Source organism: Aquabacterium humicola (assembly GCF_030167915.1).
GTDB lineage: Bacteria > Pseudomonadota > Gammaproteobacteria > Burkholderiales > Burkholderiaceae_C > Pseudaquabacterium > Pseudaquabacterium humicola.
Genome location: NZ_JARGNB010000006.1, coordinates 20,586 through 34,691, shown reverse-complemented (window position 1 = coordinate 34,691; position 14,106 = coordinate 20,586). Strand labels below are relative to the sequence as shown.

The 14,106-nt window shown below is 72.5% G+C and carries 14 protein-coding genes; 6 read left to right on the top strand and 8 right to left on the bottom strand.

The window, feature by feature from the left end:
* Positions 1-31 precede the first annotated feature (31 nt).
* Together P1K89_RS23365 and P1K89_RS23360 are read right to left on the bottom strand one after the other, a co-directional pair.
* Entirely contained in the window at positions 32-607 is a 576-nt protein-coding gene (locus P1K89_RS23365) for a hypothetical protein (RefSeq protein WP_284618940.1), read from the bottom strand.
* Positions 608-721: 114 nt separating this feature from the next.
* Positions 722-1,921, bottom strand: a complete 1,200-nt coding sequence (locus P1K89_RS23360; RefSeq protein ID WP_284618939.1) for a branched-chain amino acid ABC transporter substrate-binding protein — start codon at positions 1,919-1,921, stop codon at positions 722-724.
* Between the two features lie 131 nt (positions 1,922-2,052).
* On the opposite strand from P1K89_RS23360, the gene P1K89_RS23355 reads away from it, so the two are divergent.
* From P1K89_RS23355 to P1K89_RS23335, 5 genes are read left to right on the top strand one after another with little or no spacing between them, the layout of a single operon-like run.
* Positions 2,053-3,933, top strand: coding sequence for a sensor histidine kinase (locus tag P1K89_RS23355; RefSeq protein ID WP_284618938.1), 1,881 nt, complete (start codon positions 2,053-2,055; stop codon positions 3,931-3,933).
* The gene (locus tag P1K89_RS23350; protein ID WP_284618937.1) at positions 3,933-5,246 is read left to right on the top strand and encodes a sigma-54-dependent transcriptional regulator; all 1,314 of its coding nucleotides are present in this window, start codon (positions 3,933-3,935) and stop codon (positions 5,244-5,246) included. Before P1K89_RS23355 ends, P1K89_RS23350 begins: the two co-directional genes overlap by 1 nt.
* 28 nt (positions 5,247-5,274) lie before the next feature.
* Positions 5,275-5,793, top strand: coding sequence for a hypothetical protein (locus P1K89_RS23345; RefSeq protein WP_284618936.1), 519 nt, complete (start codon positions 5,275-5,277; stop codon positions 5,791-5,793).
* A gap of 55 nt (positions 5,794-5,848) precedes the next feature.
* Positions 5,849-6,526, top strand: a complete 678-nt coding sequence (locus tag P1K89_RS23340; protein WP_284618935.1) for a hypothetical protein — start codon at positions 5,849-5,851, stop codon at positions 6,524-6,526.
* Positions 6,527-6,528: 2 nt separating this feature from the next.
* Positions 6,529-6,918: a hypothetical protein gene (locus tag P1K89_RS23335; RefSeq protein WP_284618934.1), complete on the top strand. Its 390-nt coding sequence runs from the start codon at positions 6,529-6,531 to the stop codon at positions 6,916-6,918.
* 31 nt (positions 6,919-6,949) lie between these two features.
* Here the strand turns inward: P1K89_RS23335 and P1K89_RS23330 are convergent, their stop codons facing one another.
* From P1K89_RS23330 to P1K89_RS23315, 4 genes are all read right to left on the bottom strand, one after another.
* Positions 6,950-8,509, bottom strand: coding sequence for a methyl-accepting chemotaxis protein (locus P1K89_RS23330; protein WP_284618933.1), 1,560 nt, complete (start codon positions 8,507-8,509; stop codon positions 6,950-6,952).
* A gap of 305 nt (positions 8,510-8,814) precedes the next feature.
* Complete coding sequence (locus P1K89_RS23325; protein ID WP_284619270.1) at positions 8,815-9,309, bottom strand: acyl-CoA thioesterase; 495 nt, start codon at positions 9,307-9,309, stop codon at positions 8,815-8,817.
* Positions 9,310-9,349: 40 nt separating this feature from the next.
* On the bottom strand, positions 9,350-10,333 hold the full coding sequence (locus P1K89_RS23320) for a tripartite tricarboxylate transporter substrate binding protein BugE (protein WP_284618932.1): 984 nt from the start codon (positions 10,331-10,333) through the stop codon (positions 9,350-9,352).
* Positions 10,334-10,457: 124 nt separating this feature from the next.
* Positions 10,458-11,444 (bottom strand): LysR substrate-binding domain-containing protein, encoded by a 987-nt coding sequence (locus P1K89_RS23315; RefSeq protein ID WP_284618931.1) that lies wholly within the window; start codon positions 11,442-11,444, stop codon positions 10,458-10,460.
* A 109-nt stretch (positions 11,445-11,553) separates the two neighbouring features.
* On the opposite strand from P1K89_RS23315, the gene P1K89_RS23310 reads away from it, so the two are divergent.
* On the top strand, positions 11,554-12,462 hold the full coding sequence (locus tag P1K89_RS23310) for a DMT family transporter (protein ID WP_284618930.1): 909 nt from the start codon (positions 11,554-11,556) through the stop codon (positions 12,460-12,462).
* Here the strand turns inward: P1K89_RS23310 and P1K89_RS23305 are convergent.
* Positions 12,449-12,916, bottom strand: coding sequence for a DUF2269 family protein (locus tag P1K89_RS23305; protein ID WP_284618929.1), 468 nt, complete (start codon positions 12,914-12,916; stop codon positions 12,449-12,451). The genes P1K89_RS23310 and P1K89_RS23305 overlap by 14 nt on opposite strands.
* A complete protein-coding gene (locus P1K89_RS23300) occupies positions 12,913-14,043 on the bottom strand; it encodes a saccharopine dehydrogenase family protein (protein ID WP_284618928.1) in 1,131 nt (376 codons plus the stop codon). The genes P1K89_RS23305 and P1K89_RS23300 overlap by 4 nt, the downstream gene beginning before the upstream one ends.
* Positions 14,044-14,106: the final 63 nt, after the last annotated feature.

Sequence of the window (14,106 nt, the reverse complement as noted above, 5' to 3'; positions counted from 1 at the left end):
TCGCCGGTCCGCCACCGGACCGGTGGGCCGATCAGGCCCCGGTCACGGCGGCCGCGGCGCGGCGGGTGCGCTTGACGGCGGTCTTCGCGGTGCGCTTGACGGCCTTCTTCGCCGCAGTCTTTGCCGCCTTCGCGGCCTTGACCACCGGCGCTTCGCCGGCCACACGCTCGGACAGGCGGCGCGAGACCTCGGCCACCTTGCCGGCGACCTGCAGCGACAGGTTCGCGGCCGGCGTGTTCAGCGTGCGCAGCGCGCTGGTCACCAGCATGTCGTCGGTCCAGGCGGTGCGGGCATCGAAGGCCTCGAGGCCGGCGACGGCGCCCTGGGCCAGGCGATCGGCCAGGCGCTCGGCGCCCTGGCTGCTGCGCTCGACCGCGTCGACCACGACACCGGCGACACGCTGCTCGGCGCCGATGAGGCGGCCCTTCACGTCGTCGTTCAGCAGCGGCAGCGCACGCGCGTTCAGCAGCTGCTCGTAGCGGCCGCTCGCGCCGGCGACGGCGCGACGCGTGCCGTTGCGGTAGGCGGCGACGAGGTGCTTGGCGGCGTCGTTGTACTGGCCGACCACGTCGATGGCGATGGCGTTCAGCGGGCGTTGGGTGGACATGCGGAGCTCTCTTTCAGGGCGAATGAAGCGATGACGCATCATGGCCGCCCCGCCCTAGGCGCCGAAAGCTAGGCTGCGCGGAAAGTTAGACCAACTGCCCTGGAAACGCCGCCGTCACCAGCGGTCCGAGCGGATCTGCGGCAGCCAGGCGCCGTCCTTCAGCAGGTAGACCGCGACCGCCGAATAACGCTGCTCGCCGTCGGCCGCGAAGCGCATCGAGCCGGTGACCGGTGCGTGGCCGTCGAAGGACGCGTTCTTCAGCCGCTCCAGCAGCTTCTTCTTGTCGGCGCTGTCGTTGCGCGACATCGCGTCGGCCACCAGGTGCACCGCGTCGTAGGCATAGTGCGCGCCGTAGATCGGGTCGCCCTTGAAGCGCGTGCGGAAGCCGTCGAGGAAGGGCTTGCCGTTCGGGAACTCCTTGGCCTCGACGATCGGCGAGGTGGCGTAGACCCCGGCGATCAGCGGCGCGACCTTGCCGAGCTTGTCGGTCTTGATCGTGTCGCCGCCGAGGATGCGCAGCCGCGTCAGCCCGGCCGCGGCGGCCTGCTTGATCAGCGCCTCGACCTGGAAGTCGTTCAGCGTCGTCACCAGCACGTCGGTCTTGGTCTTGCCGAGATCGGCCACCAGGTCCTTGAAGTCGGTGCGCTTGTCGTCGAGCGACTGGCGCAGCGTGACCTCGCGCTGCTGCTGCTTGATCGCGCCGGCGGCGTCGTCGCCCAGGCCCTTGCCGTAGGGCGTGCCGTCGTCGATCACCGCGAAGCGCTGCGCGCCGGCCAGCTGCGCGGCGTATGAGCCCATCGCCTTGGCCTGCAGGTTGTCGTTGGCCACCAGCCGCAGCGTGGTGTCCAGGCTCTGCTGCGTGTAGCTGGGTTTGGTCGAGATCGCCAGCTGCGGCACGCCGGCCTTCGCGTAGATCGGCGCCGCGGCGATGCTGACACCGGAATTCAGGTGCGCCAGCGCGACGGTGATGCCGGCATCGACCAGCTGCTGCGCCGCGGCCTCGCCGGCTTTCGCATCGGCCTTGTCGTCGGCGGTGACGATCTCCAGCTTCGCGCGCGACGAGCCCAGCCGCACGCCGCCGCGGGCATTGATCTCGTCGGCGGCCATCTTGGCGCCGTTGACCATGTCCTGGCCCAGCGACGCGAGCGGCCCCGACAGCGGCTGGCCGACACCGATCTTGATCACGTCCGGCTGAGCGCTGCAGCCGGCCAGCGCCACCAGCACCGCGGCGGCGATGCCGCCGGCCACCACCCGACGACGATGCATCGCCGTCGTCCCCTCGCCCCGCTCGTGCCCGCTGATGAAGTCGCTCATGAATCCCACCTCGTCCTGCGCGGCCCCAACGCCGCGCGCGGATTCTGTCGATGCAAGCCCCGTGCCGTCTCGGGAATTGCCCGCGGGGATGGCAATTCCGTGAACTTGCACAGTTGGTGTAGCGTGCGCGCGTGACTTCTTCGGCATCCGGCTCCCCCGCTGCGCTGGCGCGCCCGCGCGCCCGCACGCTGGCGGTCGTGCTGGCTTGGCTGATCGGCGGCGCGCTGGCCTGCGCGGCGGCGTGGCAGTTCAGCGTCGATCGCACCAGCGCGGCGCTGCGCGCGCGCGCCGAGCGCCATGCCGCGGCGCTGGCGCTGGACCTGACCGGCGCGCTCGAGAAGGTCGAGACGCTGCCCTTCGTGATCTCGCTGCAGGCCCAGGTGCTGCAGGGGCTGCAGCACCCCGGCGATGCCCGGGCCATCGAATCGCTGAACCACTACCTGGCCGAGGTGCAGCAGCGCGCACAGGTGGCCGCCGCCTACGTGATCGACCAGCAGGGCCTGACGATCGCCGCCAGCAACTGGCTGGACGTGCAGACCTTCGTCGGCAACAACTACGGCTTCCGGCCCTATGCGCGCGCGGCGCTGTCGGGCGACGTCGGCCGCTTCTACGCGATCGGCACGACGACCTCGCTGCCGGGCTACTTCCTCGCGCATCCGGTGGCCGACCCGGCCCACCCGCCGACGTCCAGCGGGCCGCCGCTGGGGGCCGTGGTGCTGAAGATCAGCCTCGATGCCTTCGAGCGCAGCTGGGCCGGCAACGACGAGCCGGTGGCGCTGGTCGACCGCAACGGCGTGCTGTTCCTCGCCAGCCAGGCCGACTGGAAGTACCGCAGCCTGGCGCGCCTGAACGACGCGGCGCGGCGCGAGATCGCCGCGTCGCAGCAATACACCGGCCGCTCGATCGAGCCGCTGCCGGGTGCGGCCGCGGCCCTGCCGCGCGTGGTGAAGCCGGTCGGCCCGCTGGGCTGGCAGCTGATGCTCTTCGTCGACCTGGCCCCGGCGCACCAGGCCGCGCGCGGCATGGCAGTGGGCACCGCGCTGCTGGTGCTGGCCGCGGCGCTGGGCGCCCATGCGTGGTCGCAGCGGCGCACGCACCAGCGTTCGCTGGACGCCGCGCGCGCCGCGCTGCAGGACGCATCGACCCAGCTGGAGCATCGCATCGCCGAGCGCACCGCCGAGCTGCTGCGCGCCAACCACGACCTCGCCGAGCGCTACCGCGAGCTGCAGCAGGCCGAACAGCTGCTGCGCGCGACGCAGGACGAGCTGGTGCAGGCCGGCAAGCTCGGCATGCTGGGCCAGATGGCCGCCGGCATGACCCACGAGCTCAACCAGCCCCTGACGGCCGCCAAGGCCTTCGCCGACAACGCGGTGGCCTTCCTCGCGCAGGGCGACGAGGCCAGCGCGCGAGAGAACCTGCAGCACATCAGCGATGCCTGCAGCCGCATGGGCCAGCTGATCGCCCAGCTGAAGGGCTTCGCGCGCAAGAGCGACGGCGAGGTCGGCCCGGTCGACCTGGCGGCCTCGATCCGCAATGCCGCGCTGCTGCTGGAGGCCGACTACCGCCAGCGCGGCGCGGCGCTGTCGATCACCGCGCTGCCGTCGGCCCGCGTGATGGGCGACAGCCTGCGCATCGAGCAGGTGCTGGTCAACCTGCTGAAGAACGCGCTCGACGCGGTGGCCGGCACCGACGAGCGCCGCGTGCACCTGGTGCTGGCCCGCGACGGCGGCGACGCGGTGATCACGATCACCGACAGCGGCCCCGGCCTCGCGCGCGAAGCCCGCGCACGCCTGTTCGAGCCCTTCTTCACCACCAAGCCTTCGGGCCAGGGCCTCGGGCTGGGCCTGGCGATCTCGTCGTCGATCGTGCAGGCGATGGGCGGGCGGCTTGCGGCGCTCGACGCGCCGGGCGACAGCGGCGCGCAGTTCGAGCTGCGACTGCCGCTGCTGGACCCGCCGGCCGCGCCGCCCGCGTCGATCCCGGCGCTGCACGACGGCGTGGAGCCCCGCTGATGGGCGGCGTGCTGCTGATCGAGGACGAAGCCAGCGTGCGGCTGGCGGTCACGCAGTCGCTGAAGCTCGCGCAGCTGCCGGTGACGGCGGTGGCGACCGCGGAAGAAGCGCTCGAATCGCTGACGTCCGAATTCGATGGCATCGTGCTCAGCGACGTGCGCCTGCCGGGCCGCTCCGGCCTCGACGTGCTGGCCGACGCGCAGCGCATCGATCGCGAGCTGCCGGTGATCCTGGTCACCGGCCATGGCGACGTCGCGATGGCCGTGCAGGCGATGCGCGACGGCGCCTACGACTTCATCGAGAAGCCCTTCCGCGCCGAGCAGCTCGTCGCGGTGGTGAAGCGCGCACTCGACAAGCGCCGCCTGGTGCTGGAGAACCGCCGCCTGCGCGACAGCATGGCCAGCCGCGACGACGCGCACGCGCTGCTCGGCGAGGGCCCGGCGATGCAGCGGCTGCGCCAGTTCGTCGCGACCATCGGCCCCAGCGGCGCCGACGTGCTGATCAACGGCGAGACCGGCAGCGGCAAGGAAGTGCTGGCGCGGGCGCTGCATGCCGCCGGCACCGGTGGCGGCCCGTTCGTCGCGATCAACTGCGCGGCGCTGCCCGAGTCGATGTTCGAGAGCGAGATGTTCGGCCACGAGGCCGGCGCCTTCACTGGCGCGCAGAAGCGGCGCATCGGCAAGTTCGAGTACGCGCGCGGCGGCACGGTGTTCCTCGACGAGATCGAATCGATGCCGCTCGCGCTGCAGGCCAAGCTGCTGCGCGTGCTGCAGGAACGCTGCGTCGAGCGGCTGGGCGGCAATGCCAGCGTGCCGGTCGACTGCCGCGTGATCTGCGCCAGCAAGGCCGACCTGGCGGCGCTGTCGGCCGCGGGCGGCTTCCGCGCCGACCTCTACTACCGCATCGCCACCGTCAGCGTCGACCTGCCGCCCCTGCGCGCGCATGCCGAGGACATCCCACGGCTGCTCGCGCACTTCGTGCAGCAGGCCTGCCGCCGCTACCAGCGCCCGGTGCCGGACTGGACACCGCAGCAGCTCGACGACTGGTGCGCGCGCCCCTGGCCCGGCAACGTGCGCGAGCTGAAGGCCTTCGCCGAGCGGCTGGTGCTGGGCGTGGCCGGCGACGCCGCCGCATCGTCCGACGGCGGCAGCGCCCTGCCCCTGCCGAAGCGGCTGGAGCTGATCGAGAAGCGCCTGCTGCGCGAAGCGCTCGCCGCCGCCGACGGCCAGGTCGCGCTGGCGGCGGAGCGGCTGGGCATTCCGAAGAAGACGCTGTACGACAAGTTGAAGCGCTACGAGATCGATGCACGCTAGGCGGGGCTGTTGGCGGGGTTGTTCGGCGATGCTGCGGTGGGTGCTGCTCGCGGCGACGCTGCTGTGCACGCTCGCCGCGCACGCAGCCTGGGTCGGTGCCACGCTGGCCGACCAGGACACGCGCCTGGTGCTCACCCGCCGCGGCGCGACACCGGTGGCGGCACCGGTCCTCACCGAGCAGGTCGCCTTCAGCGACGTCAAGCGGTCCGCCGACCGCCGCCACGTCGGCTGGCTGGCGATGTTCGGCAACTGCTGCACGTCCTATCCCGTCGCGATGCAGCTCGTCGTGCTGGACGAACACGGCGCGCTGCACACCTTCGACGGCGAGCAACTGCCCATCTTCGACTGGTGCTTCGTGCCGGGCCGGCGCGCGGTCGCGTTCCGCCAGGGCGTGCTGCACGGCACCGACGCGATGCACTTCGAGCTGCGGCGCATCGCCGACGGCCGGCGCCTCGCGCAGTACGACTATCCGCACGACGAACGTGCGCAGGCGCGCGCCCGGCGCCTCGCCCCGCCCTGGCTGCGATGCGTGCCCGATGGAGGTTGATCCGGCGAGGCCCGGGCGAAGCGCGGTAGGCTTCGCGCATCGAGGGAGGGAGCGCATGCTGAAGAACAGCCTGTTGGCGATCACGTTCGCCGTCGCATCCGGCGCGGTGCTGGCCGCGGAGGTCCGCATTCCGATGCCGGGCAACGAGTCGCTGGTCTTCACGGCGCCGGATGACTGGCGCGTGCAGACGCGGCCGACCCTGCCCGGCCAGCCGCACACCGCGCGCATCACCGCAACGGACGCGCGGCAGTTCCAGCTGCTGGTCACCGGGCTGCTGCGCACGCGCACGGACCTGCCGCTGCCCACCGATGCGTCGGTTCGGGAAGCCGTGCGGCAGGTGGCGGCGCAGGCCGCGCCGAAAGCGGTGGAGCCGGCGCTCGAGGTCATCAAGCTCGACGTGCCCGAGGCTTTTGCGCACTACTTCGCCGCCACCGACAAGGCACCCGGGCCCGACGAGTACCGCTACCTGCTGCAGGGCCAGCTCGCGATCCGCGACCTGACGGTCGTCTTCACCGCGCTGATGAACGACGACCACGCCGCGAGCACGGCGAAGACCCTGCAGTTGCTGAAGAGCATGCGCCGGACCCAGGCCGCCGCGACCGCGCGGACCGCCGAGGCGGTTCGACCGATCCCGCGCCTGGTGCCCGGTGAAACCGCTGCCGCCGCCGACGGCTACTACGTCGCGCTGCCGCCGCTGTCGCAGGCGGTGACCTACCGCCTGATCGTCGAGTGACGATGCTGTCGCTGCACTTCGCGGATTCCGAGGTCGCCGCCGTCGACGCGGCGCCCGGCGGGGTGCTGATCCGGCTGTCCGCCGCGCACGTCGAGCAGGCCGGTGCGGCGCCCGGCGACCGGCCGGCGGCCGGCTTCTCGCGTGGGGTCGTGCTGTTGCTCGATGCGGCAGAGCCACCGCCGCCCGGTGCTGCGCTGTTCGGACGCCTCTTCGCCGGCCGCATCCGGCTCGGCGAGCAGTGGCACGCCAGGCTCACGCTGCCGTCGTCGCAGCGCGGGCCGGTGAGGCTCGAGCTGGCATTCGCCAACCACGCCCAGCTCACGCTCTCGGCGCAAGGTGTGGCGTGCCGATTCGAAAGCGATCCGAACTTCACCGAGTCGATGGCCTGCTAGGCGGGCGGCACGCCGGACCGTCGCGCCGCGCTCACGCGACCCGGAACGCCCCCACCACCTCGGTCAGCTTCGCCGCCTGCTGACGCAGGCTGTCCGCGGCCGCGGCACTCTCCTCGACCAGCGACGCGTTCTGCTGCGTCGTCTCGTCGAGCTGGATGACGGCGGCGTTGACCTGGCCGATGCCGCCGGTCTGCTCGGTGGCCGACGCGCTGATCTCGCCGATCAGGTCGGCGACGCGGCGCACCTGCCCGACGATGTCCTGCATCGCCGAGCCGGCATCGCCGGCCAGCCGCGAGCCTGTCTCGATGCGCTCGACGCTGGCGCCGATCAGCGTCTTGATCTCGCGGGCGGCGGCGGCCGAACGCTGCGCGAGCGTGCGCACCTCGGTGGCCACCACCGCGAAGCCGCGGCCCTGTTCGCCGGCGCGCGCGGCTTCCACCGCGGCATTCAGCGCCAGGATGTTGGTCTGGAACGCGATGCCGTCGATCACGCCGATGATGTCGGCGATCTTGCGCGAGCTGGCGGTGATCTGGTCCATCGTCGTGACCACCTCGCCGACGACCTCGCCGCCGCGCACCGCAGCGGCCCGCGCCGCGCCGGCCAGCTGCGTCGCCTGCTGCGCGGTCTCGGCGCTCGAGCGCACCGCGTCGTTCATCTGCGTCATCGACGCCGCCGTGCGCTGCAGGTTCGACGCCTGCTCCTCGGTGCGCTGCGACAGATCGGCGTTGCCCGAGGCGATCTGCGCGCTGCCGGTGGCGATGCTCTCGCTGCTCTGGCGCACGTTGGCGACGATGCCCAGCAGGCTCTCATTCATCGCCTTCAGCGCGGCGAGCAGCTGGCCGGTCTCGTCGCGGCTGTCGACCTCGATGGCCGAGGTCAGGTCGCCCGACGCCACGGTGCGCGCGACCTGCACCGCGCGGTCGATCGGCCGCGTGATCGCGCGCGTCAGCGCCCAGCCCAGGCCGACGGCCGCGGCCAGCGACAGCAGGCAGGTGGCGAGCAGCAGCGCGCGGTTCGCCTTGAAATCGTCCTCGGCCTGCTGCACGCGCTGTGCCGCCAGCGTGGCGCCGTGCGCGGCATAACGCTGCGCCGCGGCGATCAGCGCCGCCAGCGTCGGCCGGCACTCGGCGTTCATCTTCCCGACCGCCTGCTCGCGCTTGTCACTCAGCGCCAGCTCGACGATGCCCAGCGCCAGCGGGCCGTAGCGCCCTTCCACCGCCTCGAGCTCGGCGAACAGCTTGCGCTCCGCATCGCCGACCTCGGCGGTGGTGGCGATGGCCTGCTTCAGCGCGGCCATATAGCGGCCGACGTCCTGGTGCGCCTGGCTCACCGCCGCCTTCTCGGCCTCGCGATCGGCAGGCGCCGTCACCAGCACGAGGTTGCGCGCGGCGATCGCGCGCGCATTCGCGGCGTCGAGCACCTGCGTGGCCAGCGTCTGGCGGGCATCGGTCTGGCCGACGTAGGTGGTGAAGGCCTCGTGCTCGCGCGTCGCGCTGAGCCAGGCCAGCGTGGAGACGAAGAAGACGGCGACGGCGAGCAGGCCGAAACCGCCCGCGAGCTTGGTGCGGATGCTGAGATCGCGCAGCGACATGGTGTTCTCTCCCAGGAGTCCTGATCTCCTGCTTATCGGCCGTCAAGCCGGCCGACGAGGCATGCCATCCGCGCGCGCAGTGGCCGACGCGGAATGTGCACGGAAGCGCACCGTTCGCTGGGCGGACAACATTGCCATTCGTGTCAGGCGAGCAGTTCGTACGTCGGGAGTTCTGGACTCGACGCTGCGGCTGCGGTCGAGTCGAAGGTTCGCCCTGCTGCATCACACCGGGCGCAACAGACGAAGTGAGCGTGTCCGGCGGGAAGTCGGCGCGGGTCAGGCGCCGGAACGTGAGGTCGCCCGGATCACGCACCGCCCGCCGTGCCGACCTTGATCTCCGCCAGCCGCGCGCTGAACTGCTGGCGCAGCTCCTTGCGCAGCTTGGCGGCTTCGTAACGCCGGCGCTCGTCGTCGTTGCCCGGCTCGAAGCGCGGCACCGCCACCGGCTTCCTCGCATCGTCCACCGCCACCATCGTGAAGAAGCAGCTGTTGGCATGGCGCGTGGTGCGCCCGGCGATGTTCTCGGCCATCACCTTGATGCCGATCTCCATCGACGAGGTGCCGGTGTGGTTCACGCTGGCGAGGAAGGTGACCAGCTCGCCGACGTGGATCGGCTCGCGGAACATCACCTGGTCCACCGACAGCGTGACGACGTAGCGGCCCGCGTAGCGGCTGGCGCAGGCGTAGGCCACCTGGTCCAGCAGCTTGAGGATCGTGCCGCCGTGCACGTTGCCGGCGAAGTTGGCCTGGTCCGGCGTCATCAGCACGGTCATCGTCAGCTGGTGATTGGGCGTGGGCAGGGCGGCGTCGGTCATGGCGGGGTCCGGCGGGCGTTGGCGGTTACTCGAGCTTGAGCTTCTGCTGCTCGACGACGCGTTTGTACACCTCGAACTCCGCGCGCGTCTCGGCCGCGAACTGCTCGGGCGTGCCGGCGACGATGAGCGAGCCGGTGTCCTCGATGCGCTTCTTCACCTCGGGGTTCTGCAGCGTCTGCTTGACCGCGGCGGAGACCTTCGCGACCACGTCCTTCGGCAGGTTCTTCGGGCCGTGCACGCCGTAGTAGGCCATGCGGTTGACCTGCTCCAGGCCGAGCTCCTTGAAGGTCGGCACGTTGGGCAGCACGGCCAGGCGCTGCGGCGCGGCCACCGCCACCGCGACCAGCCGCCCGTCCTTGATGAAGGGCAGCGCCGAGGGCAGGTTGTCGAAGATGATCGGCACCTGGCCGGCCACCGCGTCGTTCAGCGCCGGGCCGGCACCGCGGTACGGAATGTGGGTGACGAAGGTGTTGGTGAGCGACTTGAACAGCTCCATCTGCAGGTGGCCGATGCCGCCGGTGCCCGAGCTGGCATAGGTGTACTTGCCGGGCGCGGCCTTCACCGTCGCCATGAAGGACTTGAAGTCCTTGGCGCCGAAGGACGGGTGCACCGCCAGCACGTTCGGCGTCGCGGCGATGTTGATCACCGAGGTGAAGTCGGTCAGCGGGTTGTAGGTGGTCTTCGGGTTGATCGCCGGCACGGAGGCGGTGGTCGACACCGTCGCGATGCCCAGCGTGTAGCCGTCGGGCGTGGCGCGCGCGATCTCGCTGGCGCCCAGCAGGCCGCCGGCGCCGGCCTTGTTGTCGACCACCATGGTCTGCCCCAGCGCGGGCTGGATCTGCTGCGCGACGACGCGCGCGATGATGTCGGTCGTGCCGCCCGGCGCGAAGGGCACGATCACGCGCACCGGCTTGTCGGGATAGGACTGGGCCTGGGCGAACGGTGTCGCGGCCACGGTGGCGAAAGCGGCCAGCGCGGCGGCCTGCAGCGAAAAGACACGGCGGTGCATCGAGGTCTCCTGAGTGGGTGGAATCGCGCGGCGCCCGGATCGGCGTCCGGGCTGCGGCCAACGGCGTTAGCAGCGCGCGTGCCAGCCCGCTGCACGCCAGCCGCGGAGCCGCCGCGGTGCCGAGTTACCGAGGTGAACGCGGTGCCGGACGCACTTTCGGCGACGCCGATCTCGTGCGGCCGGCCGGAATCGCCGCCGCGCCGCGTGCGGTTCGCCGGACGGCGGCTTCGGCCAGCACCCAGTCGCGGAACTGCAGCGCTTCGGCGCTCAGGGCCGGCGCGCCACGCCCGGTCGGCCACAGCACGTGCAGGCCGACGCCGGTTTCGTAGGGCCGGTCATCCAGCGCCACCAGCGTGCCCGCGGCGAGCTCGGCCTCGACGTACGGCGGCGGCACCAGCGCGACGCCCTGCCCGTCCAGCGCCGCGGTGATCACCATCACCGTGTGCGAGAAGTGCAGCCCGCTGCCGGTGTCGATGCCGGTCACGCCGGCGCGCTCCAGCCAGCCCGGCCACCACGGATGGCCGACCTCGTGCAGCAGCCGCGCCTTCGTCCAGCCGCGCGCCGCGCCCGCCGTGCCACCCTTGGCGCCGAACAGGCGCTTCGCATAGGCCGGCGCGCACACCGGCACCACGTCCAGCGCGAACAGCAACGCCGACTCGGTGCCGGCATAACGCCCCTGGCCTTCGCGGATCGCCAGGTCCCAGTCGCCGGCGCCGAGGTCGTTCAGCCGGCCGTCGGCCTCGACCTGCACGTCGACATCCGGGCAGCGGTCCATGAAACGCTGCAGCCGCGGCACCAGCCAGCGCACCGCGAAGCTCGCGACGGTGGTCACGCGAACGCGGCGCGCGCGTGGCCGCACCTCGTCGGCCGCCTCGGCGATGGTGCGCAGCGCCCTGGCCGTGCCGGCATGCAGCCGGCGGCCGGCCTCGGTGAGCACCACGTTGCGACCCTGGCGCTGCAGCAGCGCGACGCCGAGCGCACGTTCGAGCAGCTTGACCTGCTGCGTCACCGCCGCCGGCGTGACGAACAGCGCCTCGGCGGCCGGGCGGATGCCGCCCAGGCGCGCGACGGCATCGAACATGCGCAGCGCGTTCAGCGGCGGCAGCTTCATGCGGGATCGCGCTTCATCGTTAAGCCAGTCTAAACGGTGAACCTAGAAATGATCGCTTGTTCGATCAAGCTGGACTTGACAGCATCGGGGCCTCGACGGAGCCCCCAAGATGCCCTGGATTGCCGATCTGATTCTTCTGTCCGCGCTGTGGGGCGGCTCCTTCCTGCTGATGCGCCTGGGCGCGCTGGAATTCGGCGCGATGGGCACCGCGTTCCTGCGCGTCGCGCTGGCCGCGGCGATGCTGCTGGCGCTGCTGGCGCTGCGGCGCGAGCTGCACGTGCTGCGCCGCCACTGGCGGCCGGCCCTGTCCATCGGCCTGCTCAACAGCGGCCTGCCTTTCGCGCTGTTCTCGTTCGCGGTGCTGTCGATCCCGACCGGGCTGACCGCGATCCTCAACGCCACGGCGCCGATCTGGGGCGCGCTGGTCGCGGCGCTCTGGCTGCACGAGAAGCTGCCGGCGCCGCGCGCGGCGGGGCTGGCGATCGGCGTCGCGGGCGTGGCGCTCATCAGCTGGGACAAGGTGGCCGCCGGGCCCGGCGCGGCCGCCTGGGCGGTGCTCGCGGTGCTGGCGGCGACGCTGTGCTACGGCCTCTCGGCCAGCTTCACGAAGCGCTGGCTGCCCGGCGTGCCGCCGCTGGCCACCGCGGCGGGCAGCCAGCTCGGCGCGACGATCGGCCTCGCGATCCCGGCCGCCTTCCTGATGCCGCCGCTGACGGGCGCCGGCGCACCGGGCCTGAAGGCCTGGCTGGCGGTGACCGCGCTCGCCGCCCTGTGCACCGCGCTGGCCTACGTGCTGTACTTCCGCATCATCGAGCGCGCCGGCCCGCAGCGTGCGCTGACCGTGACCTTCCTGGTGCCGGTGTTCGGCGTCGCCTACGGCGCGCTGTTCCTCGGCGAGCGGCTCGACGAGCACGTGCTGCTCGGCGCCGCGGTGATCCTGGTGGGCACGGCGCTGGCCGTGGGCCTGGCCGACGGCACGAAGCGCGCGGCCGCCGCCAGCAAGGTCAAGCGGGCTTGAAGACCATCAGCCCCAGCACCACGAGCATCGCGACGAACGCCGGGTAGCCGAGCCGCTCCCACAGGCGCGCATGGCGCCAGTAGACGTCGGGCAGCGGCGTGACGGCGGCCGCGGCATCGCGCGCCAGCGCCGCCATGCGCCACTGCAGCCACAGCACCGGCAGCCAGCAGGCGCCCGCGAACAGGTAGAGCCCGATCGACCACGCGAGCCACGGCGTCGCCAGCGGCCAGCCGGCGAGGTGCGCCATCGCCAGGCCCGTCGCCGGCTGCAGCAGCACCGTCGGCACGGTGAACCACGCATCGGCGCGCACCACCAGCCGCGCGACCACCGCCTGCGCCTGCAGGTTGCCGCTGCGATTGGCGAAGAAGAAATAGAACGCGGTGCCGAAGCCGGTGCCGACCATCAGCAGTGCCGAGACGATGTGCAGCCACTTCAGAGCGAGGTAGAAGCTCATGCGTCGGCTTGATCGTCGAGCACGTCGGTCGCCATGCCCCAGCGCGCGAACTCGGGCGCGAACTCGTCCAGCGCCAGCAGCCCGGCGCACGGCATCGCGCCGACCGGCAGCGCCGCGTCGCCGCGCGCGAGCCGGCGTGCGAGCAGGATCGCGGCCATGCACGGGATCTCGGGACCGTGGTCGTCGGGCGCGGTGACGTGCCAGCTGCGTGCCGCTGCCCGGCCATCGGCATCGATGCCGCGCACACGCAGCACCATGCCGCCGGTGCCGCTGCCGAAGGGGTTGAGCGCGTCGGCGGCGCGCTGCGCGAGCCGCGCCAGGCGCTCGGGCCGGCGCACGAGGCCGGCGCGACGCAGCGCGGCCAGCAGCGCGAAGCCGCGCTGCGTGATGCGCAGTTCCAGCGCGGCGCGGAACTCCACCGTGCGCACGCCGGGATGGCGCGCGGGCAGCAGCTCGAGGTCGGGGATGTCGCACAGCGCGCCCAGCCGTGGCTGCAAACGTGCGAAGTGCACGGCCACCGGATGGGCCCAGCCCGGTGCGTCGACCCAGCGGCCGTCGCGCCACACCCGCACCGGCGCGCCGCAGTAGCCGAGCACCGCTTCCAGCGTCGCCAGGCCGCGCGGCGCGGTCTGCGCCGGGGCGATGCAGGTGTGGATGCTGTCGATGCGCTGCCAGCCCGCCGTCAGCGCGTCGATCACCGCGGTCGACAGGCCCGGGACCGTGCTGGCGCCGCTGACCGCCGTCCTGCCGGCCGCACGGAAGCGCGCGTCGAGCGCGCCGGCGAAGTCGCAGACGAAGCGCCGGCCGTCGGCGAGGTCGATGTAGTGCGCGCCTGCGTCGGCCGCGGCGCGCGCGACGCGGAAGTCCTGTGCCTGGAACGGGCCCGCGGTGTGGATCACGAGGCCGATGCGCGCGCGCTGCAGCTGCTGCGCGAAGTCAGCGGCCAGCGCATCGACCGCCAGCGCCTCGGCGCCGAGCGGTGTCGCCGCGGCTTGCGCGCGTGCCGCATCGCGGCCGCCGACGATCAGCGCCATCGCCGGGTCCTGCGCCAGTGCGCGGGCGATGCGCGCGCCGAAGTGGCCATAACCGCCGAGAACGAGGGTGCGCAGGCGGTCGGGGGCAGTCACGCGAGGAGGGTCGCAGGGGCGGTGCGTCCGATTATCCGGGCCGCGCGCCGCGCGACACTCGCC